23 protein-coding genes are annotated in these 26,302 nt (G+C 74.2%); 12 read left to right on the top strand and 11 right to left on the bottom strand.

The annotated features are described in order from the left end of the window. Positions 1-233: 233 nt before the first annotated feature. Together IG62_RS0127550 and IG62_RS0127555 are read right to left on the bottom strand one after the other, a co-directional pair. Positions 234-710, bottom strand: coding sequence for an acyl-CoA thioesterase (locus IG62_RS0127550; protein WP_234326767.1), 477 nt, complete (start codon positions 708-710; stop codon positions 234-236). 276 nt (positions 711-986) lie between these two features. Next, positions 987-2,216: a S1 family peptidase gene (locus tag IG62_RS0127555; protein ID WP_030808865.1), complete on the bottom strand. Its 1,230-nt coding sequence runs from the start codon at positions 2,214-2,216 to the stop codon at positions 987-989. Between the two features lie 102 nt (positions 2,217-2,318). On the opposite strand from IG62_RS0127555, the gene IG62_RS0127560 reads away from it, so the two are divergent. Beyond that, the gene (locus IG62_RS0127560) at positions 2,319-2,915 is read left to right on the top strand and encodes a hypothetical protein (protein ID WP_030808868.1); all 597 of its coding nucleotides are present in this window, start codon (positions 2,319-2,321) and stop codon (positions 2,913-2,915) included. Positions 2,916-2,941: 26 nt separating this feature from the next. Here IG62_RS0127560 and IG62_RS0127565 read toward each other — a convergent pair whose 3' ends face one another. After that, positions 2,942-4,294 (bottom strand): hypothetical protein, encoded by a 1,353-nt coding sequence (locus tag IG62_RS0127565; RefSeq protein ID WP_030808871.1) that lies wholly within the window; start codon positions 4,292-4,294, stop codon positions 2,942-2,944. 314 nt (positions 4,295-4,608) lie between these two features. Here IG62_RS0127565 and IG62_RS0127570 point away from each other — a divergent pair, with 314 nt between their 5' ends. After that, complete coding sequence (locus IG62_RS0127570; RefSeq protein WP_030808874.1) at positions 4,609-5,220, top strand: hypothetical protein; 612 nt, start codon at positions 4,609-4,611, stop codon at positions 5,218-5,220. 155 nt (positions 5,221-5,375) lie between these two features. Here IG62_RS0127570 and IG62_RS0127575 read toward each other — a convergent pair whose 3' ends face one another. Genes IG62_RS0127575 through IG62_RS0127585 form a run of 3 tightly spaced genes read right to left on the bottom strand, consistent with a single transcriptional unit; the run spans position 5,376 to position 8,709 of the window. Beyond that, positions 5,376-6,536, bottom strand: a complete 1,161-nt coding sequence (locus IG62_RS0127575; protein WP_030808877.1) for an acyl-CoA dehydrogenase family protein — start codon at positions 6,534-6,536, stop codon at positions 5,376-5,378. After that, a complete protein-coding gene (locus tag IG62_RS0127580) occupies positions 6,533-7,714 on the bottom strand; it encodes an acyl-CoA dehydrogenase family protein (protein WP_030808880.1) in 1,182 nt (393 codons plus the stop codon). The genes IG62_RS0127575 and IG62_RS0127580 overlap by 4 nt, the downstream gene beginning before the upstream one ends. Beyond that, positions 7,711-8,709, bottom strand: coding sequence for an NADPH:quinone oxidoreductase family protein (locus IG62_RS0127585; RefSeq protein WP_030808883.1), 999 nt, complete (start codon positions 8,707-8,709; stop codon positions 7,711-7,713). Before IG62_RS0127585 ends, IG62_RS0127580 begins: the two co-directional genes overlap by 4 nt. A gap of 213 nt (positions 8,710-8,922) precedes the next feature. On the opposite strand from IG62_RS0127585, the gene IG62_RS0127590 reads away from it, so the two are divergent. Then, positions 8,923-9,804: a helix-turn-helix transcriptional regulator gene (locus IG62_RS0127590; protein ID WP_037839470.1), complete on the top strand. Its 882-nt coding sequence runs from the start codon at positions 8,923-8,925 to the stop codon at positions 9,802-9,804. A gap of 158 nt (positions 9,805-9,962) precedes the next feature. Here IG62_RS0127590 and IG62_RS0127595 read toward each other — a convergent pair whose 3' ends face one another. Continuing rightward, positions 9,963-10,445: a nucleotidase gene (locus IG62_RS0127595; protein ID WP_030808891.1), complete on the bottom strand. Its 483-nt coding sequence runs from the start codon at positions 10,443-10,445 to the stop codon at positions 9,963-9,965. Beyond that, entirely contained in the window at positions 10,442-11,140 is a 699-nt protein-coding gene (locus IG62_RS0127600; RefSeq protein WP_078872272.1) for a winged helix-turn-helix transcriptional regulator, read from the bottom strand. Before IG62_RS0127600 ends, IG62_RS0127595 begins: the two co-directional genes overlap by 4 nt. A gap of 118 nt (positions 11,141-11,258) precedes the next feature. Between IG62_RS0127600 and IG62_RS0127605 the strand changes: the two genes are divergently transcribed. From IG62_RS0127605 to IG62_RS43435, 7 genes are all read left to right on the top strand, one after another. Continuing rightward, positions 11,259-12,470, top strand: a complete 1,212-nt coding sequence (locus tag IG62_RS0127605; RefSeq protein ID WP_030808896.1) for a pyridoxal phosphate-dependent aminotransferase — start codon at positions 11,259-11,261, stop codon at positions 12,468-12,470. Between the two features lie 305 nt (positions 12,471-12,775). Then, entirely contained in the window at positions 12,776-14,056 is a 1,281-nt protein-coding gene (gene egtA / locus IG62_RS0127610) for an ergothioneine biosynthesis glutamate--cysteine ligase EgtA (RefSeq protein WP_030808899.1), read from the top strand. Then, the gene (gene egtB, locus IG62_RS0127615; protein ID WP_030808902.1) at positions 14,053-15,372 is read left to right on the top strand and encodes an ergothioneine biosynthesis protein EgtB; all 1,320 of its coding nucleotides are present in this window, start codon (positions 14,053-14,055) and stop codon (positions 15,370-15,372) included. The genes egtA and egtB overlap by 4 nt, the downstream gene beginning before the upstream one ends. A 37-nt stretch (positions 15,373-15,409) precedes the next feature. Then, entirely contained in the window at positions 15,410-16,165 is a 756-nt protein-coding gene (gene egtC, locus IG62_RS0127620) for an ergothioneine biosynthesis protein EgtC (RefSeq protein WP_030808905.1), read from the top strand. Continuing rightward, positions 16,162-17,124, top strand: coding sequence for an L-histidine N(alpha)-methyltransferase (gene egtD, locus IG62_RS0127625; RefSeq protein ID WP_030808907.1), 963 nt, complete (start codon positions 16,162-16,164; stop codon positions 17,122-17,124). The genes egtC and egtD overlap by 4 nt, the downstream gene beginning before the upstream one ends. 141 nt (positions 17,125-17,265) lie before the next feature. Continuing rightward, positions 17,266-18,207 carry a phosphatidylinositol-specific phospholipase C gene (locus IG62_RS0127630; protein WP_030808910.1) on the top strand — a complete coding sequence of 314 codons (942 nt, stop codon included), beginning with the start codon at positions 17,266-17,268 and terminating at the stop codon, positions 18,205-18,207. 36 nt (positions 18,208-18,243) lie between these two features. Beyond that, positions 18,244-19,242, top strand: coding sequence for a trypsin-like serine peptidase (locus IG62_RS43435; protein ID WP_234326764.1), 999 nt, complete (start codon positions 18,244-18,246; stop codon positions 19,240-19,242). Here the strand turns inward: IG62_RS43435 and IG62_RS0127640 are convergent. Next, positions 19,214-20,248 (bottom strand): phosphatidylinositol-specific phospholipase C domain-containing protein, encoded by a 1,035-nt coding sequence (locus IG62_RS0127640; RefSeq protein WP_030808916.1) that lies wholly within the window; start codon positions 20,246-20,248, stop codon positions 19,214-19,216. The genes IG62_RS43435 and IG62_RS0127640 overlap by 29 nt on opposite strands. Before the next feature lie 174 nt (positions 20,249-20,422). Here IG62_RS0127640 and IG62_RS0127645 point away from each other — a divergent pair, with 174 nt between their 5' ends. Beyond that, positions 20,423-20,941, top strand: coding sequence for a DUF2165 domain-containing protein (locus IG62_RS0127645; RefSeq protein ID WP_030808919.1), 519 nt, complete (start codon positions 20,423-20,425; stop codon positions 20,939-20,941). Positions 20,942-20,975: 34 nt separating this feature from the next. Here IG62_RS0127645 and IG62_RS0127650 read toward each other — a convergent pair whose 3' ends face one another. Further along, complete coding sequence (locus IG62_RS0127650; protein ID WP_030808922.1) at positions 20,976-22,145, bottom strand: FAD-dependent monooxygenase; 1,170 nt, start codon at positions 22,143-22,145, stop codon at positions 20,976-20,978. Between the two features lie 149 nt (positions 22,146-22,294). Next, a complete protein-coding gene (locus IG62_RS0127655) occupies positions 22,295-25,489 on the bottom strand; it encodes a cytochrome P450 (RefSeq protein ID WP_030808924.1) in 3,195 nt (1,064 codons plus the stop codon). 105 nt (positions 25,490-25,594) lie between these two features. Here IG62_RS0127655 and IG62_RS0127660 point away from each other — a divergent pair, with 105 nt between their 5' ends. Further along, positions 25,595-26,302, top strand: a complete 708-nt coding sequence (locus IG62_RS0127660) for a PAS domain-containing protein (protein ID WP_030808928.1) — start codon at positions 25,595-25,597, stop codon at positions 26,300-26,302.

Raw genomic sequence — 26,302 nt, forward strand, 5'->3', positions numbered from 1 at the left:
CACTGGTCACACTTCCGCAGACGCAGCCAAGCCCGAGCCCGCCACTGCCACTACCAACGCCGAGGCCACAACCCCCACATGCGGTTGCAGTACTAGGGGCAGGCTCACTGCCCGCGGCTTCCCGCTACGGGCCGCCCTTTACGGACCCCCTCTTTACCGGCCTCACCGCCCGCGTGGCAGGTCGCCCCCGGCGGGCCGGATCACCGCCTGGCCGGCCCCGGCGGGCCGGATGATCACTCGGCCAGGCCCATCGGCGCCGGGTCCTCGGCCAGTTCGCGCAGCGCTGCCCGCGGATCGGGCAGCAGCTTGCGCTCCGCAAGGTCCAGCACTCCGCAGACCGCGCTCACCTCGGCGGCCACCGTCCCGTCCGTCCTGCGGACGGTCTGCTCGATCCGGAAGGTCCGGCCCTCGCCCCATACGAAGGCGCAGCTCACGTCGACCTCGTCGCCGGCCCGCAGCTCCCGCCGGTAGCGGATCGTGGTCTCGAGGGTGACCGGCCCGATGCGCCGGTCCACCATGGCGCTCTGCCGGATGCCGCTCGCCTGGAGCAGCGACCAGCGGGCGTGCTCGGCGTACTGGAGGTAGACGCTCTGGTTGAGATGGCCCTGGGTGTCCGTCTCGTACCCCCGTACGGTGACCCGCACGGCGAACGGCTCCGCCGCCTCCGACCCGGCCACCGGCTCCCCCGCTCCCGCCACCGTCACGCCCACTGCCACTCCCCGCGATTCCTTGGCCATGACCATGGCCGTCGGTGGCCCATCGTAGGCGCGGGTGATCGGCGCCGGGGGGCTTTTCCTTCGGGCACAGGCAGACGATCCGGCACAGGCAGACGATCCGGCACCAGCAAACGAATCGGCACCGGCGGACGATCCAGCACGGGCATGACGGGCCGTCAACTGGCTGCAACACGCCGCCAACGGACCGCAACGGACCGCAGGCGAACGGTCCTGGCCGGGACCGGGCGGGTCGGCCGTGCGGCAGGCCCGTCAGGGGCTCCCCGTCTTCAGGCGGAGGTTCCACTTGGTGAGGGGCTTGGTGATGGGCTGGAAGATGGTGACGGTGTCGCCGCCGAAGTTGCCGCAGGTCGCGGCGCCGCCGCCGGAGTGGACGCCGACCGCCATCGGGGCGTTGGGCTGGGTGACGTACGAGCCGCCCGAATCCCCGGCCGCGGAACAGGCGTTGGTGTACCCCAGCCCGTCGATGATCGTGGTGCCGTAGTCCACGGTCTGGTCGACCCGGGTGATCTCCCCGCAGTGCCAGCCGCTGGACTGGCCCGAGCGGCAGATCGACATGCCGGCCAGTCCCTCCTGCGAGCCGGTGACGGCGACGGGTGTGCCGCCCTGCCCGGCCACCGCCGAGCCGACGGTCCACCCCGGCTGGTCGACCCGGACCAGCCCGAAGTCACCCTCGTGGCCGTTGACGCTGTAGTTGCCGCCCGGATTGGAGGTTCCCATCCGGGTGCCGTCCTTGCCGAACGCGGCCTGATCGGGTGTCAGGGTGCAGTGGCCGGCCGTCAGGAAGCCCTGGAACCCCTGCGGGCCGGTCACCGAGAAGCCGATCGAGCAGATGCCCTCGTTGCCGGGCATCCAGCGCTCGCCGCCGACGACCGTGCCGCCCTGCTGGCGCGGCGTCTGGTTACTGCGTTCGACGGTGATCCTCACCTTCGCGCGGGTGCCGAGGTCGCGGAGGCCCTTCTCGAAGGCGTCGGTCCGGGCGGTGTGTTTGGTGCGGTCGACGCGGATCACGAGACCGTTGGCCCGCTCGTCCACGCCCCAGCCGGTGACCCCGGGGACGCCCTTGCCGACCCGGCCGGCGACCTTGTGCACCAGCGCGGTCAGCACGGCGCGGCTGTGCCGTACGGTCTTGGGGATCGCGCCGGCCGCCTTGACCCGCTGGGCGTCGGCGGGGCCGGTCACCGCGACGACGAGCTTGCCGCTCGTCTTGTCGAACCACATCCCGGCGGGCGGCGTGGCGAGCGCCCGGCGGACCGCGGCCGCGGCACGGTGCGCGTCGGCCTCCTGCGCGAGCCGGGTGCGCACCTGTTCCGCGGTCAGCCGGAGGTCCCGGCGCATCGCGTCGAGCAGACCGCGCGGGGCGGGCTGGGACGTGGGCTGGGGGAGCGGTACGGAGTGCGCCGGGCCGAGCGGGCCGACGGTCGCCATGACGGCGGCGACGGCCGCGCACCGTAGTGCTGCCTTGCGGAAGCGGGGTTCCATCGGGGGTCTCCTCGCGGTGTCGGGTGCACGTCGGATCCGATGGGCCGAGCGTGCGGGACACCGGCGCGGGTGGCACGAGGAGTTCCCCCGCATCATGGAGGAATGACCACCGACCGAAGCCGCCAAGTCCCCGCTGTTCACGGCCCGGTGGCCTTCGAGGACCTGCCGCCCGCGCTGCACAACGTGACCTACTCGGGCGCCCGCCATCCGGGAGCGACGGCACCTGAATGCCCGTCAGGCAGGAACGGCCCGGGCGGCTTCGGCGGGCCGGGCGGGCCGGGCGGCTTCGACGGCCTTGGCAGCACGGGCGGCTTCGGCGGTCCGGTGGGCGCCGGCGGTTTCGCCGATCTGGCCGGGGGCGCCAACTGCCAGCGCTACGCGTACGCCGTGCTGCGCCACTACGGGCTGGGGGTGCCGCCGTTGCGCTCGGCGGAATTGTGGGCGGACACCCGGGCGACCCGGCGGGCCGGGCGCCCGCGGCCGCTGGACCTGGTGCTCTTCGACGCCGGGCCGAACGGGGACCGGCCCGAGGGGTACGGCGCCCACGTGGGCGTGCATCTGGGACCCGACGCGGTGCTGCATCTCTGCCGCGAGGTGGGCCGGCCCGCGGTCTGGTGCTATGCGGAGTTCGCGGCGCGGACGCGGTACGCGCGGTTCCTCGGGGTCAAGCGGGTGCGGGGCACGACGCCGGACCGGTGAGCCCCCCCCCCGGGGGGCCGGGCCCCTCAGAACCCGCCGTCGCCCCCGCCGCCGAAGCCGCCCCCGTCGAACCCGCCGCCGTCCCCGAAGCCACCGCTGAAGTCGTCGGGGTTGAAGTCGGCGCCCGAGTAGTCGCCGCCGTCGACGCCCGCGGGCCCGCCGAAGTCGGCGCCGTAGGCGGGGGACGACATCATGACGTTGCCGAGCAGCGTGCCGACGAGCAGGCCGGGCAGCAGACCGCCGCCGAAGTAGCCGCCGGCCCAGGGGGCGTAGGCCGGGCCCGCGTCCCAGTACGGGCGGTCGCCGCTCTCGGTGCGGACCGTGCGGGCCAGCGGCTCGCGGCCGTCGTCCAGCCGGCTCTTGTCCGCGGCGCAGACCGGGACAACGCGCTCGGCGCCGCCGGGCGGGGCCCAGCCGACGTCGACGACGGACGGGCCGTGCCGCGGGTCGAAGAAGCAGGGCAGCCGGCGCTCGGGCAGCGGCCGGCCCTCGCGGCGCGCGGCGAGCGTGGCCAGCGAGAAGCGGCCGTCCTCCAGGGCCCGGGTCACCGTCTGCACGTCGCCGGGGTGCTGGGCCGCCGCCATCGCCGACTTCGCGTTCTCGTACGCGTCCAGCGCATGGCTGTAGTCGGCACGCATCGCGTCGTCGGCGCCGGGCTCGTCGGGCCGGAAGTCGAGCCGGTCGAGTTCCTCGCCGAAGGCGGTGATGTCCTCGTCGACGACGGTCCGCAGCTGCTCCAGCGCGGCCCGCTCCTCCTCCTGGCGCCGCCGGCGGTTGCGGCGGGCGATGGCGTACGCGCCTCCGCCGCCGACGACCAGCAGCACGCCGAGGCCGATCGCGGTCCCCGAGTCGAAGCCGGCGCCGCCGGTGCCGCCCCAGGAGTCGGGGGCGTGGCCGCGGGCCGACTGGTTGGCGGTGTCGACGAAGCTGTTCAGCCGCTCGCCGACGGTCGGGTAGGTGGTGCGCTTCACCGAGCCGACGAGGTTCTGCACCGCGTTGTGGGGCATCACCTGCGGGTCGGCGCCGGCGTTGAAGCCGTTGCCGAGTTCGACGGCGTAGACCCCGGCGATGCCGACCTTGGTCCGCAGATCGCGGAGCAGGGTGCTGGGCGGGTAGTCCGCGGTGCGCGGCAGGACGGCCACGAAGACCGGCTTGTCGGCGTCCTTGATCTTCTTGGCCAGCGCGTCCGCGTCGGCCGTGGAGAACTGCCCCGCGGCGCGCGGATCGACGTAGACCGGGCCCTTTTTCAGGGCGGCCGCGGCATCATCCAGACCGCCCGCGGCGTGCGCGCCGGGCGCCAGCACGGCGGCCACCGCCAGCAGCGCGGCCACCAGCAGCAGAACGGGTCCGATCAGCGCACGACGAGTTGCGGTGTTCATGGGTTCGACGCTACCCGAACCGCACTTTCAGGACATCACCGGTCGGGTTGCAGATATCACCGGTCGGGTTCCGGACCTCATCGGTCGGGTTCGGGGCCTCGCGTGCCGGGGTGCGGGGCGTCGCCGGTCGAGGTGCCGTGAGCGGGTCCGGTCGGGGTGCCGTGAGCGGGCGCGGTCGGGGGGATTCTCCTGCCCCGCCCGGGGTCTGTCGCGCCGGAAATGGCCATCGGGGTGGTCGCTCCGCGCGTCGTTTTTGGCGGTCGGAGTGCCGGGGATGCTCCGGCTCGTCCCTCCCCCGAGGAAACGAGGAGACGATGTCCAGGGCGATCTCGATAGCCACGAACCTCGCCGTCGCCGTTGCCGCCACCGCCGTCGGTTGCATGACGGTGGTCACCCTGGCGCCGGGGAATCCGGACGACGGAACGACCCGGTTCCGGTCCGCGAGCGCTCCGGCCGCGGCGGCCGGGCCGGACGGTTCGGCGGCGCGGGCCGCCACCTCCGCCCTCGGCGTACACGCCGGCCGCCCGGGCGCATCCGGACCGGCCGGACCGGATGCGGCGGCGGGACCGGAGGCGATGGCCGGGCCCGATGCGATGACCGGGCCGGAGGCGGTGGCCGTGGGCGGGCGGATCGAGGTGACCGCGCCGCCGGCCGGTCTCAGCTACCGCCCGCACGGCAGCCTCCCGGTCGCCTGGAAGAACAGCACCGGGCGGCAGGTGGACGTCTGGCTCAACGCCGGGATGGGCCACGGCCGGCCGCCTCAGCGGCTGGCCGTGGTGGCGCCCAAGGCGGGCGACGGGCCGACGGGCGAGGCGCTGGTGACACTCCCCCAGGTGCCGCCGGGTCCGCACTACTTCCTGGAGGTGGCCACCGCCGGTGACGCCGCGGTCCACGCGTTCAGCAAGCCCTTCGCCATCACCGGCTGACCGGGGAATACCCCCCACCCGGCCGACGTTGGGGCCCCGTAGGGGGGCGTCGATCCCCTACGGGATCTGTTCGACCACCCCCTACGGGCCCCTTCGTCGCCCGCCCCCACGGGCCCCTCGCCACGCACCCCCTACGGGCCCGCGCCACACACTCCCTACGGCGCCCCCAGGTGGACCAGCTCTGCCAGCGCTTCCCGGTGGCGGCCCGGGGTGCCCAGGGTGAGTTCGTCGCTCTTGGCCCGCTTGAGGTAGAGGTGGGCCGGGTGTTCCCAGGTCATGCCGATCCCGCCGTGCAGTTGGATGCATTCCTCGGCGGCGCGGACCGCGACCGGGGCGCAGTACGCCTGGGCGACGGCCACCGCCACCGGGGCGTCCGGACTGCCGGTGGCCAGCGCGTCCGCGGCGTTGCGGGCCGCGGCGCGGGCCGAGGCGACCTCCAGCCAGCGGGCGGCCATCCGGTGCTTGAGCGCCTGGAACGAGCCCACCGGCCGGCCGAACTGGGTGCGCTCGGCCGTGTGGCGCACGGTTTCGGCCAGGCACCACTCGGCGACGCCGAGTTGTTCGGAGGCGAGCAGTCCGGCCCCGGTGAGCAGGGCCGCTCCGACGGTTTCCCGGGCCCGGTCGCCGGTGGCGAGCAGGCGGCCGCGGGCGCCGTCGAGGCTGACGTGGGCCAGCGGGCGGGTGAGGTCGAGCGGGGTGACGCGCTCGGTGCGTACGCCGTCCGCCGCGGCCTCGACCGCGAACAGGGCGGGGCCCTCGGGGCCCTGGGCGGGGACCAGCAGCAGGTCGGCGGCCGCGGCGTCGGCGACCGAGGTCACCCGGCCGGTCAGCGTGCCGTCCGCGGCAGCCCGTACGGTCGGCTCGGACGGGCCGCCCGGCGCGGTGGTCAAGGGGACGGCGAGCGCGCCGACGGTGGTGCCGGCGGCGAGCGCGGTCAGTGCCCCGGCCACCTCAGCGTCCTCGTGGTCGCAGCCGAGCAGGGCGGTCACCGCGAGGACCGCGCTGGTCAGGTAGGGGACGGGCGCGACGGCGCGGCCCAGTTCCTCCAGGACGACGGCGGCCTCCCGGGTGCCGGCGCCCGCGCCGCCGAACTCCTCGGGGACCAGCAGGCCGGCGGTGCCGATCTCCGTGGCGAGCGACCGCCACAGGGCGGCGTCGTAGGGCACGTCGGACTCGACGGCGGCGAGCACGGTGGCCGGATCGCTGCGGTCGGTGAGCAGTGCCCGTACGGCGTCGCGCAGGGCTTCCTCGTCGTCGGAGTAGAGGAGGTCGGGGTCGGGCGCCGGGGCGTTGGCGGGGCGGGTCTCGGTGGTCATCGGGGGAGGTCCTTCCACGCGACGTCCTTGTCGGTGCGCGGCTCGGGCGGCAGGCCCAGTACGCGTTCGGCGACGATGTTGAGCAGCACTTCGGAGGTGCCTCCTTCGATGGAGTTCCCCTTGGCGCGCAGATAGCGGTAGCCGGCCTCGCGCCCGGTGAAGTCGACGCCCTCGGGGCGGCGCATCGTCCAGTCGTCGTAGGTCAGTCCGTCCTCGCCGAGGAACTCCACCTCCCAGCCGCTGATCTCCTGGGCGAGCCGGGCGAAGGCCAGTTTCATGCCGCTGCCCTCCGGGCCGGGCTGGCCCTTGGTGAGCTGCTGGCGCAGCCGTTCGCCGGTGAGCCGGGCGACCTCGGCGTCCACCCAGAGGGTCAGCAGGCGCTGGTGCAGGTCGTGGGTGCGCAGTTCGGGGCGGGCGCGCCAGTCGGCGGCGGCGACGCCGATCATGCCGCCTTCGCGGGGGATCCGGTTGCCGCCGATGGCGACCCGTTCGTTCATCAGCGTGGTCTGGGCGACCCTCCAGCCCTCGCCCACCTCGCCGAGGCGGTGGGCGTCGGGGATGCGGACGCCGGTGAGGAAGACCTCGTTGAACTCGGCCTCGCCGGTGATCTGGCGCAGCGGCCGCACCTCGACGCCGGGGTCGGTCATATCGCAGACGAAGTAGCTGATGCCGCGGTGTTTGGGCAGGTCGGGGTCGGTGCGGGCGATGAGGATGGCCCAGCGGGCCAGGTGGGCGCTGGAGGTCCACACCTTCTGGCCGTCGACCACCCAGTCGTCGCCGTCGCGGACCGCGCGGGTGGCGAGTGCCGCGAGGTCGGAGCCGGCGCCGGGTTCGCTGAACAGCTGGCACCAGACTTCCTCGCCGGTCCACAGGGGGCGCAGGAAGCGCTGTTTCTGCTCGTCGGTGCCGAACCGGAGGATGGTGGGGGCGGCCATGCCCAGGCCGATGCCGATCCGGCCGGGGTCGTTGCCGGGTGCGCCGGCGGCGGCCAGTTCGGCGTCCACGACGGCCTGCAGCGCGCGGGGTGCGTCCAGGCCGCCGAGGCCGGCGGGGAAGTGCACCCAGGCCAGTCCGGCGTCGAAGCGGGCGCGCAGGAAGTCCAGCCGGTCGGTGGTGGCGGGCGGGTGCGCGGCGAGGAGGGCGGCGGTGCGGCGGCGGAGGTCTGCGGCGTCGGTCATCGTGCCTCCTCGGCGGTGGGGACGACGACGAGGCGGCCGACGGAGGTGCCGTCGGCGACGCGCTGGACGGCGTCGGCGGCCTCCGCCAGCAGGACCCGGTCGCCGATCAGTGGCTTGATCGCGCCCTGGGTGGCGAGTTCGGTGAGTTCCTTGTGGCAGGCGTCGACGGCGGCCGGGTCCTTGGTGTTGTAGAGGCCCCAGTGCAGGCCGAGGATGGCGTAGTTCTTGACCAGGGCGTGGTTGAGGGCCGGGGCGGGGATGGTGCCGCCGGCGAAGCCGACGACGAGGATGCGGCCTTCGAAGGCGATGCACTTGGTGGACTTGGTGTAGGCGTCGCCGCCCACGGGGTCGTAGACGACGTCGGCGCCGCGGCCGCCGGTGGCGTCCTTCACGGCGGCGACGAGGTCGTCGGTGTGCCGGTCGAGGACCAGGTCGCAGCCGAGTTCCCGGGCGGTGCGGGCCTTGTCGGCGCCGCCGACCACGCCGATGACCCGGGCGCCGGCGGCCTTGCCGAGCTGTACGGCGGCGCTGCCGACGCCGCCGGCCGCGGCGTGCACCAGCAGGGTTTCGCCGGCCTGGAGGCGGGCGCGGCGGTGCAGGCCGAACCAGCCGGTCTGGTAGCCGATGTGGAGTGCGGCGGCCTCGGCGTCGTCCAGGGCCTCGGGTGCGGGGCGTACGGTCGCGGCGTCGACCACCGCGAGTTCGGCGAAGCCGCCGGCCGGCAGCGGTGGCTGGGCCAGGACCCGCGTGCCGGGTTCCGCGTCGGCGCCCTCGCCGGCGGCGAGCACCTCGCCGCAGATCTCCACGCCGGGGGTGAACGGCAGTGGTGGCCGCACCTGGTAGTGGCCGCGGCAGAGCAGTGCGTCGGGGAAGTTGACGTTGGCGGCCCGTACCCGCAGCAGCAGCTGCCCCGGTCCCGGCTGGGGGTCCGGCACCTCCTCCAGCCGCATCACTTCACGCGGCTCGCCGTTCGCGTGTACGCGCCATGCCTTCACCTGGTGCCTCCGAAAGATGTGGGTACGCGGGTGGGGCGGGGGACGCGGCGGCCCCTCGCCATGGGCATACTAAGCGGTCGGTATCCTCCGGGGAACAGGAAATCGGGCCCGGTGAGGGAACGGTCTCAGCCTGGTACTCACAGGGTCGGGCTGCGGCCCGCGCGATGGCGGAGACTGGCGGGCATGGACGTACCCGCGAGCGACGCACCCACGATGGACCGGCCCGCCGAGTTGGGGAGTTTCCTGCGCACCCGCCGTGCCCGGCTCCGCCCGGAGGACGTCGGCCTGGTCTCCTACGGCGGGCGGCGCCGGGTCCCGGGCCTGCGCCGTGAGGAGCTGGCGCAGCTGGCCGGGGTCAGCGTCGCGTACTACACGCGGCTGGAGCAGGGGCAGAGCCACCAGGCCTCGGAGGGGGTGCTGGACGCGCTGGCCCGTGCGCTGCGGTTGTGCCCCGACGAGCAGGCCTATTTGCGGGAGCTGGCCCGGCCGGCCCGGGGGCGCCGGCGGCCGGCGGTCCGCCACGACAAGGTCCGTCCGGGGGTGCGGCGGCTGCTCGCGGCCATGGCGGACGTACCGGCGGTGGCACTCGGGCCGCGCTTCGAGATCCTGGCCTGGAACCGCCTCGGGCACGCGTTGATCGCCGGGCATCTGGACGTCGCGAGCCCCGAGCGCCCGCTGGACCGCCCCAATGCGCAGCGGTTGCTCTTCCTCGACCCGCACACCCGTGAGCTGTACCCGGACCGGGAGGAGGAGCTGCGGCGCGCGGTCTCGGCGCTGCGGGTGGCCGCCGGGCAGCGGCCGGACGATCCGCAACTGACCGCGCTGATCGGCGAGTTGTCGATGAAGAGCACGGAGTTCAGCGCGCTGTGGTCCCGGCACGCCGTGCGCAACTGCACCTTCGGCTCCAAGCGGTTCCACCATCCGCTGGTGGGTGAGCTGGTGCTGGACTTCGAGATGATGCGGACGCCGGACGGTTCCGGGCAGGGCGTGCTGATGTACACGGCCGAGGAGGGGTCGCCGTCCGAGGCGGCGCTGCGGCTGCTCGCCGCGGAGTGCGGCCCGGACGTCCGGGTCCTTGAACCCGAGCGCCCCTAGGCCGCTGCCCCGCACCCCGTACGCGCGCAGGAGCGGCAGTTGGGCCCGGACGCCGCGGGCGTCCTGGTACCGGGTCGGTTCCGCCCCCGCCGTCCTTACGCGCGCCCCCGGTGTCGTGACGCGCGCCCCCTCCGTCGTTGCGTGCGTCCCGCCGCCGTTCAGGTGCGTCCCGCGCGCTGCTGGGCGTCCCGGAGGGTGCTGGACGGGGTGGCCCACCGGGCCCGGACGACCGTGAAGCCGGCCGCTTCGAAGGCGTCGCAGACCTGCTCGTCGTCGTCGACGACATGGCGGATCTCGCGGTGCCGGGCGATCCGGTGGAGCGTTTCCAGCTTGGTGTGCCGGGCCGGGCGCCGGTCGCGGTCGGGCCGCATCCACACCTCGCCCGGCGGCAGGCCGTGCCGGGCCAGCCAGTCCAGGGTGTCGCGGCGGCAGCGCTCGGGGCGGCCGGTGAGGTAGCCGACCTCGCTGTCCTCGGCGCTGCGCAGCGCCAGCGCCACGCCCTCGCCGAGCGGGGGGTCGTCGGTGGCCGCGGCGAAGAAGGCCGGCCAGTCGCGCGGGGTGCGCCGCAGCCAGTGCTGCCGGTGGCCGGTGTCGGCAAGGGTGTTGTCGAGGTCGAAGAGGGCGAGGGGGCGCTGCGTCATGCCGTCGTCGCCTTCCGCCGGTGGGCTTCGCCGGACCCGTGGGCCTCGTCGTCTCCGTGGACCTCGTCGTCTCCGTGGGCCGCGTCGGTGTCGGGGCGGGTGACCGTGATCCGGCCGGCGGCGACGGCCTGGGCGACGGAGAGGCGGTCGTGGGCGAGGTCGGCGCAGGTCTCGGTGTCCGTCCGGAGCCGGACGTCGGGATGCTCGGCGGGGCCGTCGGCGTAGCCCGGGCCGGTGTCGCCGGAGAGCAGGACGTGGAACCGGCCCTCGTCGAGGGTCATGTCGACGACGTCGGTGCCGTCGGTGAAGTGCTCGGCGAGCCGGGTGAGCAGGGGTACCGCGAACCAGTGGGCGCGCACCGCGTCGGTCGGCCGCTTGGTGTCGAGGGCGGGGGCGCCCCAGTCGGCGAGGGCGGTGAGCGCGGGCAGCAGGGCCCGGCCGCGGTCGGTGAGGGCGTAGACGGAGGCGGCGCCGGGCGGGGCGAGCCGGCGGCGGGTGACCAGGCCGTCGCGTTCCATGTCCTTCAGGCGGGAGGCGAGCATGTCCGTGCTGACGCCGGGGAGATCGGCGTGCAGGTCGGTGTAGCGCCGGGAGCCGCCGAGGAGTTCCCGGACGATCAGGAGCGTCCAGCGGTCGCCCACGGCGTCCAAGGCCCGGGCGACGGCACAGTACTGGTCATAGCTTCGGCGCGGCATGGCTCCAGCATAGACAGAGGTTGGACTTTCCAAGTCGCGACTTGGTAAAACCAAGTACGGTGTGATGACGACGAGTGCTGCCGCGCCGCGCGGCGGGCGAGGACCGGGAGGCCGCCGCATGCAGTTCAAGCAGTCCAGCAAGATGGCCGACGTCTGTTACGAGATCCGCGGACCGGTGATCGAGCACGCGGACGCGCTGGAGGAGGCCGGGCACAGCGTGCTGCGGCTGAACACCGGCAATCCGGCGCTGTTCGGCTTCGAGTGCCCCGAGGAGATCCTGCAGGACGTGATGCGCAACCTCTCCCGCGCACACGGCTACACCGAGTCCCGGGGCATCCTCTCGGCCCGCCGCGCGGTGGCCCAGCACTACCAGGAGAACGGCCTGCCGGACGTCGGCGTCGATGACATCTACCTCGGCAACGGCGTCTCCGAACTCGTCTCGATGGCGGTCCAGGCGTTGCTCGACGACGGTGACGAGGTCCTCATCCCGGCCCCCGACTTCCCGCTCTGGACGGCCGTCACCACCCTCGCCGGCGGCAAGGCGGTGCACTACCTGTGCGACGAGTCCGCCGACTGGCTGCCGGACCTCGGCGACCTCGCCTCGAAGATCACCGACCGGACCCGGGCGATGGTCATCATCAACCCCAACAACCCGACCGGCGCGGTCTATCCGCGCGAACTGCTGGAGGGCATGCTCGACCTCGCCCGGCGCCACCAGCTGATGGTCTTCGCCGACGAGATCTACGACCGGATCCTCTACGACGACGAGGTCCACCACCACGCCGCGGTGCTCGCCCCCGACCTGGTCTGCCTGACCTTCAGCGGTCTGTCCAAGTCCTACCGGGTGGCCGGCTTCCGCTCCGGCTGGCTGGTGGTCTCCGGCCCCAAGCAGCACGCCGCCGACTACCTGGAGGGCCTGGGCACCCTCGCCTCGATGCGGCTGTGCCCGAACGCGCCCGCGCAGTACGCCATCCAGGCGGCGCTGGGCGGCCGGCAGTCCATCAAGGACCTGGTGCTGCCGGGCGGCCGGCTGCGCGAGCAGCGCGACGTGGCCTGGGAGCGGCTCAACGAGATCCCGGGCGTCTCCTGCGTCAAGCCCAGGGGCGCGCTCTACGCCTTCCCGCGACTCGACCCGGCCGTCCACAAGATCCATGACGACGAGAAGTTCGTGCTGGACCTCCTGCTGCGGGAGAAGATCCAGGTCGTCCAGGGCACCGGCTTCAACTGGCCGCGCCCGGACCACTTCCGCATCCTCACCCTGCCGCACGCCGACGACCTCGACGCCGCGATCCGCCGGATCGGCCGTTTCCTGGCCGGATACCGCCAGTGACGCCCGGGGGCCGGCAGCGGCCCCCGGTTCACCCGAACGGCGGCACCTCTCCCCCGCCGCCGTCCGCCGCCCGCCGGTCCGGCCCACGGCCGTGGCCAGCGGCGGGAAGGGCCTCCCGGCGCCGCCCGGGCGGCCCGGCACCGTCCGGCGGCCCCTCGGTCCGGACGGCCCGACCGCCCGGTGACGGGCCGTCCTGCCCCGCGGGACAACCGCACGGAATCGAACGCGCTCTTGAGCCCGTCGGCCGCAGCCGATTAGGTGGAGGGCGGCAAATCACGCCGCCACCCGACAAGGGAGGGGATTCCATGCCCGTTCGGCCCGCACTATCGGAAGCGGAGCTTGAAGCGCATCTGCACGGCATTTGCTTCAAGACGGGTCCGCCACGCCGTATCGGCGTCGAGCTGGAGTGGCTGGTCCACGACGCGTACCACCCCCGATGTCCGGTCGAACCCGACCGGTTGCGGCACGCGGCCACCGTCCTGCGACAGCTCCCCCTCTCCTCGCTCCTGACCTTCGAACCCGGCGGCCAGCTGGAGCTCAGCTCGCTGCCCGCCACCTCCCTGCGCGCCTGCATCGAGGCCGTGTCGGCCGACCTCGCGCTGGTCCGCCCGGCCGTGCGGGCCCTCGGCCTGGGTCTGGCCGGCCACGGCCACAACCCCTGGCACCCCCCGCGCCGGGTCCTGACCGACCCCCGCTACAACGCCATGGAGGCGTACTTCGACCGCTGGGGCCCGGCCGGGCGCTCCATGATGTGCGGCACCGCCTCCGTGCAGGTGTGTGTGGACGCCGGCCACGAGGAGCCGGGCCCGCTCGGGCTCGGCCGGCGCTGGCTGCTGGCCCATCTGCTGGGCGCCGTGCTGACCGCGGCGTTCGCCAACTCGCCGACCAGCGAAGGATGTCCCACGGGCTACCGCACCACCCGCCAGGTCGTGTGGTCCCAGCTCGACCCGGCACGCACCCTCGCCCCGCCGCCGGGCCCCGACCCGCGCACCGCGTGGGCGGCGTACGTCCTGGACGCGCCGGTGATGTGCATCCGCGCCGAGCACGGGCCCTGGGACGCACCGGAGGGGCTCACCTTCCGCGAATGGGTCCGCACCGGCGTCCCCAGACCCCCGACACAGGAGGACCTCGACTACCACGTCACCACCCTCTTCCCGCCCGTCCGGCCGCGCGGCCACCTGGAGCTACGCATGATCGACGCCCAGCCGGGCGAGACCGGGTGGACCGTCCCGCTGGCCGTCACGGCCGCGCTGTTCGACGACCCGGAGGCCACCGAGCATGCCTACCGCATCGTCAAACCGCTGGCGGAGACCGCTGGTTCGCGCCCGGCGCCGCGCAATCCGCTGTGGCGGCGGGCCGCCCGCGCCGGACTGACCGACCCGGAGCTGCACGCCGCGGCGGTGGCCTGTTTCGCCGCCGCGCAGGAGGCGCTGCCCCGGATCGGCGCGCCGCCCGAGGTGTGTGCCGCGGTCGCGGCGTTCACCGAGCGGTACGTGGCCCGCGGGCGCTGCCCCGCGGACGACCATCTCGACGCCCTGTACGCCGCGGAGGGCGAACTCCTCCTGGGGAAGGAAGGCCGGCAGTGACCACCGATCCCGAGATCCTTCGCGAACGGGCGGCCTCGGCGCTGCTCGCCGCCCGCGACCGCACCCGTCTGCTCACCACCTGCGTCGAGCACCCCGACCTCGTCGCCCAGCACTCCCCGCTGATGTCCCCGCTGGTGTGGGACCTGGCCCACATCGGCAACCAGGAGGAGCAGTGGCTGCTGCGCACCGTCGGCGGCCGGGAGGCGCTGCGGCCGGACATCGACTCCGTCTACGACGCCTTCGAGCATCCGCGGGCCGAACGCCCCTCGCTGCCGCTGCTGCCGCCCGACGAGGCGCACGGCTATGTCGCCGAGGTCCGCGGCCGGGTGCTGGACGTCCTGGAGCGCACCCCGCTGCACGGCGGTCCGCTGCTGGACGCGGGTTTCGCGTTCGGCATGATCGCCCAGCACGAGCAGCAGCACGACGAGACCATGCTCATCACGCACCAGCTGCGCCGCGGCCCCGCCGTGCTCACCGCGCCCGAACCGCCACCCGCCCCCGATGACCTGCTGCCGTCCGAAGTCCTCGTGCCCAGCGGCCCGTTCACCATGGGCACCTCCACCGAACCCTGGGCGCTGGACAACGAGCGGCCCGCGCACCACCGCCTCGTGCCGGCGTTCCTGATCGACACCACACCGGTCAGCAACGGTGCCTACCAGCGGTTCATCGAGGACGGCGGCTATCAGGAGCCGCGCTGGTGGGCGGCCGAGGGCTGGGCGCAGGTCCAACAGCACAAGCTGCGCGCCCCGTTGTTCTGGAAGCGGGACGGCGGCCAGTGGCTGCGCCGCAGGTTCGGGGTGACCGAGCCGGTCCCGCCGGACGAGCCGGTGCTGCACGTCAGCTGGTACGAGGCGGACGCCTACGCCCGCTGGGCCGGCCGGCGGCTGCCGACCGAGGCCGAGTGGGAGAAGGCCGCCCGGTTCGACCCGGCCACCGGCCGCTCGATGCGCTACCCGTGGGGCGACGAGGACCCCACGCCGGAGCGCGCCAACCTCGGCCAGCGGCATCTGCGCCCCGCCGCTGTAGGCAGCTATCCCCAGGGCGCGTCAGCGCTCGGTGTCCGGCAGCTGATCGGCGACGTGTGGGAGTGGACGGCGAGCGACTTCCTGCCGTACCCGGGCTTCGCCGCCTTCCCCTACCGGGAGTACTCGGAGGTGTTCTTCGGGGACGGGCACAAGGTGCTGCGCGGCGGTTCCTTCGCCGTCGACCCGGTCGCCTGCCGGGGCACGTTCCGCAACTGGGACCTGCCGGTCCGGCGGCAGATCTTCTCCGGGTTCCGCACCGCCCGGGACGCCGGCTTGGAGGAGGACGCATGAGGACGGCGCCACCGGTGTCCGGGGAGGCGGTCAGCTGATGTGCCGTCATATCGCTTATGTGGGGCCGCCGGTGCCCTTCGGGCAGATCGTGCTGGAGCCGCCGCACGGCCTGTACCGGCAGTCGTGGGCGCCGCGCCACCAGAAGCACGGCACGGTCAACGCGGACGGGTTCGGCGTCGGCTGGTACGCACCGGGCGACCCGGTCCCGGCGCGCTACCGCCGGGCCGGGCCGATCTGGGCCGACGACCAACTTCCCGACCTGGCCCGGGTGGTGCGCACCGGCGCGCTGCTGGCCGCCGTACGGGACGCCACCGTGGCCGGGCCGGACGCCGAGGCGGCGGCCGCGCCGTTCGCCGGGGAGGGCCACCTGTTCAGCCACAACGGCGCGGTGGCCGGCTGGCCGGACTCCCTCGCGCCGCTGGCCGCCGGGCTGCCGCCGACGGAGCTGCTGCGCCTCCAGGCGCGCTGCGACGCGGCGTTCGTCTGGGCGCTGGTGCGGCACCGGCTGACCCGCGGCGACGAACTCGGGGACGCGCTGGCCGACACCGTCGCGGCGGTCGCCGGGGCCGCGCCCGGCTCCCGGCTCAACCTGCTGCTGACCGACGGCACCACCATCGCCGCCACCTCCTGGGGCGACACCCTCTACCACCTGGCCATTCCGGGCGGCGGCCGGGTGGTCGCCGCCGAACCCTATGACGATTCCCCCCACTGGACCGAGGTCCCCGACCGCACCCTGCTGCGCGCCACCCGGACCGACGTCCACCTCACCCCGCTCAAGGAGCCCGCCACGTGAGCCCCCTCAGCATCACCCGCAACCTCCCTGCCGACGCCACCGCGGCCGCGCTGCGCGCCGATGTCGCCCAGGGCCTGTCCGCCACGCCCAAACAGCTGCCGCCCAAGTGGTTCTACGACGCCCGCGGCAGCGACCTCTTCGAAGAGATCACCACACTGCCGGACTACTACCCGACCCGCGCCGAACGGGAGATCCTGCTCACCCGCGCCGACCACATCGCCGCGGCCACCAACGCCCGCACCCTGATCGAGCTGGGCTCCGGGTCGTCCGACAAGACCCGCCACCTCATCGGCGCGCTGAGCGGACTGCACACCTACGTGCCGGTCGACGTCAGCGAGTCCGCGCTGACCGCGGCGGGCGAGGCGCTGCTCGCCGGGCATCCCGGCCTGACCGTGCACGCCCTGGTCGCCGACTTCCAGCAGGGCATGGCGCTGCCCGAGACGCCCGGCCCGCGGCTGCTGGCGTTCCTCGGCGGCACCATCGGCAACCTCCTCCCCGAGGAGCGGGCCGCGTTCCTCACCTCCGTGCACGACCTGCTGTCCCCGGGTGACGCCCTGCTGCTCGGCACCGACCTGGTCAAGGACGAGGCGACGCTGGTCGCCGCGTACGACGATCCGCAGGGCGTCACGGCCGCCTTCAACAAGAACGTCCTCCAGGTCATCAACCGCGAGCTCGACGGCGACTTCGATCCGGCGGACTTCGACCACGTCGCCCTGTGGAACGCCGCGGAGGAGTGGATCGAGATGCGGCTGCGGGCACGCCGGGACATGACCGTGAAGATCCCCGGCGTGGACCTGGCCGTGCCCTTCGCGGCCGGTGAGGACATCCGCACGGAGATCTCGGCCAAGTTCCGCCAGGAGGGCGTACGGGCCGAACTGGCCGCCGCGCGGCTGGAGTTGACCAACTGGTGGACGGACAGCGCGGGCCGCTTCGCGCTGTCGCTCGCGTTCCGCGCCTGACATCGCCCGGTAGGGGCGGATACGTACGAGGACGGTTCCGGCCGGTGTGCCCTTGGGTGCGCCGGCCGGGTGCCGTCCGCGCGGGCGGTGTGGTTCCATGCCGCGGACGCACGTTCGCATTCGACGGGCAGGGGTGGCGGCATGGGGCTGGGGCTCGACCGGCGGGGGTTTCTCAGGGGCGCGGCCGGGCTGTCGGCCGCCGGGGTGCTGACGGGCGCCGGCAGCGGGCGGTTCACGGCCGGTGCGGCCGGGCGCAGGACGGCCGGACGCCGCGCGCTGTCCGTGCAGGACTGGATGTCCGCACTCCCGGACGCCACTCCCCTGGCACGCCTGACGATCCCCGGCACGCACGACTCCGGGGCCCGGTACGGCGGCCCCTGGGTGGCCTGCCAGAACACCGCCGTCGACGCCCAGCTGGCCGCCGGGATCCGTTTCCTGGACGTCCGCTGCCGGGCCATCGACGACGTCTTCGCCATCCACCACGGCGCGTTCTACCAGCAGCTGATGTTCGGTGACGTGCTCAATGCCTGCCGGGCCTTCCTCGCGGCCCACCCGTCCGAGACGGTGCTGATGCGGGTCAAGCAGGAGTACTCGGAGGTCTCCGCCGAGGAGTTCCGCCGGATCTTCGGCAGCTACCTGGACGACAAGGGCTACCGCTCACTGTTCCGGCTGGACTCCGGGCTGCCCGCGCTGGGTGAGGCGCGCGGCAAGGTCGTCCTGCTGGCGGACTCCGACGGCCTCGGCGGGATCCGCTACGGCGATCCCCAGGTCTTCGACATCCAGGACGACTACATGGCGGAGCCGTTCGGGAAGTGGCCGAAGATCGAGGCGCAGTTCCGCAAGGCCGTCGCGCAGCCCGGCAGGCTCTTCGTCAACTACGTCAGCACCGCCGCGCTGCTCCCCCCGCGCTCCAACGCCGACCGCCTCAACCCGCAGGTCAAGACACTGCTGGCGGGTGCGGAGGGCAGCGGCTGGACGGGCCTGGGCATCGTCCCGATGGACTTCCCGAACGAGTTCGACCTGGCCGGGGCGCTGATCCGGCACAACCCGGGCCTCGGATTCACCCGACCGGCCCCGCGGTAGGCGTCCGGGCGGCCGCCCTGCCGCAGACTGAGGGACATGTCCCGTTCCGGACGGCCCGGTGTCCCGCAGCGGCTGCCGGTGGCTCTCGGGCTGCTCACCGTGGTCGTGGGCAGTACGGCGCTGACGCTGGGCCTGCCCGCCCGCGATCCGTATCTGGCCGCGGGGGACAGCACGGCCGGCTCGTACCTGGCCACCCGCGCGGACGGCGACCAGGCCGCCGCCGCGCTGCTCGCCGGGCCGTACCGGGAGCGGCCGGGCCCGCCGGTGGCCGCCTTGCGCGACGGCCGGACCGGCGGCGGGGCGACGGCCGCGCTGCCGGCGTCCCGGCCGCAGGTGGCCGTCCCGGCGGCCTCGTCCCCGGCGATCGGGGCGCTGTTCTCGCCCGGCGACGACGGCGATCCGGCGCACCACTGCACGGCGAGCGTGGTGCACTCCCCCGACGCCGACCTGATCGCCACAGCGGCGCACTGCGTGCACGACGGCGGGTTCCGCACCCGGCTGGTGTTCGTGCCCGGCCTGCACGACGGGATCGCGCCGTACGGGCTGTGGGTGCCCACCCGCATCCACGTCGACCCCCGCTGGATCAGCGACCGGGACCCGGACCACGACGTGGCGTTCCTGCGGGTGCGCCGGGCCGGGCAGGGCGGCGGCCGGATAGAGGACCTCACCGGTGCCGAACGGATCCGGTTCGGCGTGCCGGCCGGGCGCCCGGCGCTGCTGACCGGCTACCCCGCCGACCGGGACGCCCCGGTCAGCTGCCGGCGCACCGCCGAGGCCCAGGGCCCGACCCAACTGCGCTTCGACTGCCCCGGTTTCCCGAACGGCACCAGCGGCGGCCCTTGGCTCACCGACCTCGATCCGGCCACCGGCACCGGGGCGCTGATCGGGGTGATCGGCGGCCTCGACGAGGGCGGCGACGACTTCGTCTCGTACAGCAGCCGGTTCGGCGCGGACGTGGCCGGGCTCTACCGGCGGGCCACCGCGGAGCCGGGCCCCACGCCGGGCGTCAGGCCCCGCGCGACACCACGGTCCTGAGGACGGACGGCAGCGGGTACCAGTCGGCGGTGGCGAAACTGGCGTGCGCGGCGGCGAGTTGGCCGACCCGGGCGAGCGCCTGGGCCTCGGTGGGGTGGGTGGCGTCGATGGCCGGCGGCACGTTGTGCGCGTCGGTCATGATGAGGAGGTAGTGCCGGCGGTCGTACCAGGCGGTGTCGATGGTGCCGTTCAGGTAGGTCGAGGCGTCGCCGTCGAAGACCACGAACCAGGGGCGCAGCGCCGGGTCCTGGTAGCGCTCGCGCGGGTCGCCGGCGGCCGCGCCGTGCACCGCGGGGAAGGCCACCGACTGCGCGAGCTTGCCCTGGGCGGCGAGGTCCTTGAGGTGGGTGGCGTACTCGACGTCGGTCCAGAGCTTGTCGAGCGGGTTGTTCTCCTCCACGGTGCCCGGTATCAGCTCGAACAGGAACTTTCCGGCCAGGGCGTCGCGCCCGGGCCAGCCGCCGGCCCGGACCGCCTCGTCGGGCGTGCCGTGGCCCGCGGTGAGGTCGCCGGGGCCGTAGACGGCGTCGCCGAGCTTCTGCCGCACCAGGGCGTCGAACTCGGCCGGGCCGCGCCCGCCCTTGGCGTTGAAGCCGTCCTTCAGCTCGACCTTGAAGAGGATGGGGCGGTGGCCGGGGTGCGCATCGTGCCAGGCCTTCATGTCGGCGAGGCAGCCGGCGAAGTCCTTGTTGACGTCCTTGGTCCGCAGTTCGGCGGCGTTCGCCGCGCCCTCGCAGTTGCTGTTGTTGCCGATCGGGTTGCTGTGGCTGACCCGCCAGGACCGGCCGAACCCGTTGGTCCAGAGGTCGAGTTCGAGCAGCGCGGCGCCGGAGTCCAGCGCGTCCGCGAAGTAGGGGTACTTCTCCTTGTCGTAGGCGTTGTGGACGCCCACGGACGTGCTGGTGCCGTACGTCAGACCGGCCGGCTCGGCGCCCGCCGGCGCGGACACCGCCACCACCGCGGCCGCCGCCGCGGCGACCGTCCCCACACACCGCTTCCCGTTCATGTTCCCCGCTTTCCGTGGTCCCTCGGCGCCCGTCCGGTCAGCCCGGACGCCGTTCGACCGGCCGGGCGGCCGGTCGATCGGGGAGCAGCGTACGGGGAGTTGGGACGGGTGGGGAGCACGGGGTCGGTGACGATGAGGGAAACTCCCCTTACTTGACCGACTTGGGGAGGGCCCATGGCCGACAATCACGCAACCGGCCGGCTGCCGCGTACCGGACAGCCACTCGTCGCGACGGTGCTCACGGGCACGGTCGCGCTCTATCTGGCGCTCGTCGCCTTCGGCAACATCACCGACTTCGGCACCAATCAGCAGTTCGTCCAGCACGTCCTGGCGATGGACACCACCTTCAAGGACCCGGACCTGATGTGGCGGGCCATCACCTCGAAGGGGCTGCAGAACGCCGCGTACGTGGCGATCATCGCCTGGGAGAGCGTCACCGCGCTGGTGCTGATAGTGGCCACCGTGCTCTGGCCGCTCGGTCTGCGGCGCGGCGACGTGGCCCGGGCCCGGATGCTGAGCACCGTCGGTCTGCTGATGATGCTGCTGCTGTTCGGCGCGGGCTTCCTGGCGATCGGCGGGGAGTGGTTCTCGATGTGGCAGTCCAAGACCTGGAACGGCCTGGAGGCGGCGACCCGCAACGTCACCCTCGCAGGGGTCGCCCTGCTGGCCGTCCGGCTGCCGTCGGCGCCCTGAACCGTCCTGCGCGCGACGGCCGGGCGCCGGTGGGTCACCACTCGATCCGGTAGTCCGTGAGCCAGTTGCTGCCGTCCGCGCCGCCGCCTCCGGGGCCGGTGGCGGGGCGGCCGGGGCCGCCGGGGCCGGTGCGGGCGGCGAGGCCGGCGCTGGTCGCGACGACCTTCTCCACCCGTTCGCGGCGCAGCTCTTCGTACGCCGCGAAGGCGGTGCGCGCTTCGGTGTGGTCGCGCAGGCAGCGGGCCAGCACGATGCCGTCCTCGATGGCCATCGAGGCGCCCTGGGCGGCGTTGGGCGCGGCCGCGTGGGCGGCGTCGCCGAGGACGACCTTGGTGTCGTCGTACCAGGTGGGTGTGGTGGCGAGGTCGTAGGCGCTGGAGGCGATGATCCGGTCGCCGGTGGCCCGGACGAGGGCGGCGGCCGGGGTGGCGTCGCCGGGGAACCGCGCGGCGACCCGGTCGCGCCACTCGTCGGGGCCGACGGTCTGCAGGGCGGTGCGGTCGCTCTCGGCGCCGGGGATGTTGGCGAACCACCAGATCTCCCCGTCGGGGGCACGGGTGCAGCCGAAGAAGGCGCGGTCGCCGAGGATCATGGTGTAGGTCTCCGCGGCCACCTCGGCGCCGGTGCCGCCGGCGTCGCGGAGGTAGCCGCAGACCGTGTGCTGGCCGGTGTGGCGGGGCCGCGGTGCGGCCGGGTCGATGAGGGTGCGGGTGACGGAGTGCAGTCCGTCCGCGCCGATCAGCAGATCGCCCTCGGCGCGGCTGCCGTCGGCGAAGGCGGCGACCACCCGCCGCACGCCGGCCGAGGCCACCGTCTCGGCGCCGACCAGCCGTTTCCCGTGGTACACGGGGATGCCCCGGCGGGCCGCCTCGGCGTGCAGCACCTGGTAGAGGGTGGCCCGCCGCAGGGTGCGGGGGCCGGGGCCGGTGCCGCTGCCGGCGATGGGCCGCTCGCCGACCTTGCCGCCGTCGTGGCCGAACACCGCGATCCGCCGGGCCGGGAAGGAGTGTGCGGCGACCGGGTCGTGGGCGTCGATCACCCGGAGCGCTTCCAGGCCGTTGGCGAAGACGACGAGGAAGGCCCCGACGTCGTCCGCGCCGGTCGGGTACGCCTCAAAGACCTCCGCCTCGATGCCCGCCTTGTGCAGCGCCATGGCGGTCACCGCGCCCGCGATGCCGCCGCCGATGATCAGGGCCTTGCTCATGCCGTGGTCCCCCCGGGTGTGCCCCCGCTCGGTCCGCCGGCCGGGTCGTGGCCGGCGGTGCGGCCACCTGTCCGCACCGCCCACCTTGCCTTTGGCGGGCCGGAAGATCCAGCCCGCCACAGGACGTACGGCCGGGCCGCCGGGCGTTCTCAGCCCGCCGCGTACACGTCCTCGATGTACCGCCCGGCGGCGGTGAGTTCGCGCAGCCAGGCCTCGGACTCCTGGGCCGAGGCGCCGGTGTGCGCGGCGTGCACCTCCCGGAAGGCGGCCCGTACGCCCGGGGCCATCCGGCTGCCGTCGCCGCAGACGTACACCCGGGCCCCGGCCTGGAGCAGTTCCCAGACCTCGGCGGCCTCGGCCTTGATGCGGTGCTGGACGAAGCGGTGGCCGTTCTCGGGGCGCTCGCTGAAGACGGGGCGGACCGAGAGCACCCCGGCCGTTTCGGCGGCGGCGAACTCCGCGGCGTGCAGGAAGTCGGCCGTGGGGTCGTCGCAGCCGAAGTACAGCCGCGCGGGCGCCTGCTGGCCGGCCGCGACCCGGTCGGCCACGGCTCCCCGGAACGGGGCGAGGCCGGTGCCGGCGGCGACCAGGATGACCGGGGTGTCGTCGGCCGGGTCGAGGCGGAAGGCCTCGCGGCAGGGCTGGACCCGGGCCAGGACCGTGTCACCGGGGCGCAGTCCGTGCAGATGGGTCGAGCCGGTGCCGCCGGGCAGCAGCGAGACCATCAGTTCGGCGTGCCGGGCGTCGGTGGCGGGCGAGGACGAGATCGAGTAGTGCCGGGTGCGCAACGGCGGCAGCAGGTCGAGGACCACCGGCCAGGGCAGTGCTCCGCGCAGCGCGGGGTGGGTCTCGATCAGCTCGATCAGGGTGCGCCGGTCGTTCTCGGGGAGGTGTTCCAGGGCCTGCCGCTCGGGCGGGCACGGGTTGTGCGCGGCCAGCACCGCAATCTGCTCCGCGGTCGGCCGCGCGCCCAACTCCAGGTGATGGGTGAGGAGTTGGCGTACGGTCAGGGGCCGGTCGATGGGCAGGGTGTCGCGGGCCGGGCGGCGGCCGGGGTGCACGGCCAGCACGGCGTCGAGGTCCGCGCCGAGGGCGCGGGCGGCCCGCTCGACGGCGGCCGGGGCGTTGGCCGGCAGCACGGCGAGGTGGTCGGCGGTGCGGTAGGTGACGCCGTCCGGCAGGGCGAGCCGCAGGAACCGCTTGGGGCGCGGCCAGCCCTCCGCGGTGAGGTCATGGGCCTCGGTGACGGTCAGTTCGGTCAGCTCGTGCCGGGCGGCCAGGGCGTCGAGCGGTCCGCCGGTGAGCTCGGTGACGGTGTAGCCGGTGTCCTCGGTGGCCGGGGCGCCCGCGCCGGTGGCGGCCGGGTCGCCGTAGCGGGTCAGCAGTTCGGTGCGCAGCGCGGCGGTGAACTCCTTGACGGTGCCGGTGAGATCGCCGGAGGCGTCGGCCTCGGCGCGCGGCAGCATCCGGTCGCCGCCGAGCGCGGCCAGCCGGTCGTCGATGAGGGTCGGGACGTGCTGGTAGGTGGCGGCCCAGTTGCGGTCGCCGACGCCGAGGACGGCGAACGGGCGGTCCGCGGCGGCGCCGTCCCCGGCGGTGCGCAGCCAGCGGACGAAGGCGGCCGCGTCGTCGGTGGGCTGTCCGTTGTAGGAGGCGGCGACGATGACGACGGGCCGGTCCGCGGGCAGCCCGTCGGCGCAGGCGTCCAGCGGGGCGACCTCGGTCGCGCAGCCCAGGCCGGTGGCCTCGTCGGCGAGCCGCTCGGCGAACTCGCGGCAGGTGCCGTAGTTGCTGCCGTGCAACAGCAGCAGCCCGGTGCCCTGGACGACGCGGGTGGGCAGGGCGTCGTCGGTGGTGGCGTCGGCCGCGGAGCCGGCTCCCGCGGTGCCGCCGGGCAGGACGCCCAGGGCGGCGCGCACCGCGGCCCGGTCGGCGGGGGTGCGGGCGGCCAGCTTGAGGGTGAACCCGTCGGGCTTGAGGGTGAGGGTCTCCTTGATGCGCAGCCGGTAGTCGGCGTGGTCGATCAGCCGGTAGCGGTGGGCGAGCAGGGCGAGCAGCATGGTCGCCTCGTGCAGCGCGAACTGCCGCCCGATGCAGGCGCGTTCACCGGTGCCGAAGGGCTTGTAGGCGTGCGGGGAGCGGGCCGCCTCGGCCTCGGGGCTGAAGCGGGACGGGTCGAACAGCTCGGGGTTGTCGCCCCAGCACGGGTCGCGGTGCAGCATCGGGGTGAGCACGGTGACCAGCTGGCCGGCCTTGACCGGGTAGCGGCCGCCGAGCACGGTGTCCTCACGAGCCTGGCGGGTGAAGGCGGCGGCGGTGGGCCACAGCCGCAGCGCCTCGTTGAGGACCTGCCGGGTGAACGGCAGGTGGCCGATGTCCTCGAAGGTCGGGTCCGGGTCGGCCTGGTCGCCCCACAGCTCGTCGGCCTCGCGCTGGACCATGCGCAGCGCCAGCGGGTCCTTGAGCAGGTGGTAGAGGGCGAAGGAGAGGGCGCCCGAGGTGGTCTCGTGACCGGCGATCAGGAAGGTGATGACCTGGTTGCGGATGTTGGCGAGGTCGAGACGGGGGCCGCCGGCCCCGGTGCCGTCCCCCTGTTCGCGGGCGCCGAGCATCAGGCCGAGCAGGTCGTCCTCGCCGGTCTCGCCGCTCGCCGTGCGCGCGGCGATGACCTCGTCGACGACGGAGGCGAGGTAGTCCGCGTCGGCGCGGAACGCCGCGTCCTCCGCAGAGTGGTCGGCGTGCGGGTCCCGGGCGAACTTCTTCATGCTCCATTCGAGGCAGCGCACCATCGCCTCGACGAACGGGTGCTGCGAGTCGCCGCGGGAGAACGACTCGAAGTCGAAACCGAAGCCGGCCAGCCCGATGGTGTCCAGCGTCATCCGGGTCATGTCCTCGGCTATCCGCGCCGGTGTGCCGTCGGCCACCCGCCGGTCCCAGCTCGCCATGACCCGGCGGGCCACCTTCAGCATCGCCGGGTGGTACGTCCGCATCGAGCCCAGCGCGAAGGCCGGCATCAGGACCTCGTGCGCCTTGGCCCAGTTCGGCTCGTCGTTGTAGGCGGTGAACAGGCCGTCCCCGGCGAATTCCCGGACGTTCTCCAGGACGACCGACACCCCCTTGGCGAAGCGGGTCTCGTCGGCGGCCTCGGTGACCAGGTCCAGCGAGGTGAGGAAGAGCGTCTCGCGCTCGCCGAGCCTGCGCTTGAAGACCGGCCCGTGAGTGCGGGCGAGGTCCATGGACTGCTGGATGGGTGTCGAGGTCATCCCGTCGGCCGTGATGTCGACGACCGGGATGCCGTCATCGGCGGCGCGTTCGTCACTGTGGAGCGCGATGGTGTCGGTCATGTCTCCAGCGTGAGGGGGCCGGTGGGCCGCTGTGGCCCGGGCAACTGCATGATTGTGCAGTGGTTTTTCGCTGCTCGCTCTTGCGCGCGGACCGGAGATGGGGCAATGAACATCGGGCACGCCGACAGTGCACCGGACGGTGGGTCCGCCGGTGCCCACCCGCCGTCCTCCGGGCCCGCCCCGGTCGATCCGGCGGGGCCGTACGCGGACGGTCCCTGGCGGAACTATTTCCTGATCCTGCTGGACCGCATCCCGACGCCGATCGCGGTGTGCCGGGCCGACGGCGTGGTGCTGATCGCCAATCCGGCGATGGCCACGCTGTGGGGCGTGGCGCCGGGTCAGTTGCGCGGCCGCAATCTGCTGGACCTGTTCCGCCCCCGGGCGAAGGAACAGCTGCAGCGGATCGAGGAAGCGGTGCGGCTGGGGCGCCGGTCGCGCTATCCGGTCGAGGTGCACTGGCGGTCCGCGGCCGACGGCGCGGAGCGCGAAGGGGAACTGACGGTGGACCCGGTCGGCGACGCGTCCGTCCAGCCGCCGGCCCTGCTGGCGCTGCTGCGGGTCACGGAGGGCGCTCCGCCGCCGGCCCCGCGGGCCACGGCGAGCCCGGTGGAGACGCGGATCCTGGCGCTGGCCGCCGGCGGCGCGACGACGGCGGCGATCGGCGCGTCCCTGGGGCTGACCGTTGACGGGGTGAACTACCACCTGACCCGGCTGGCCCGCCGCTGGCGGGTGCAGGGCCGGACCGCGCTGGTGGCCAAGGCGTACGTGCTGGGCGTGCTGGCGGCGGACAGCTGGCCACCGGCCCCGGCCTGA

The sequence above is a fragment of the Streptomyces sp. NRRL S-337 genome, assembly GCF_000720175.1.
Lineage (GTDB): Bacteria > Actinomycetota > Actinomycetes > Streptomycetales > Streptomycetaceae > Streptomyces > Streptomyces siderophoricus.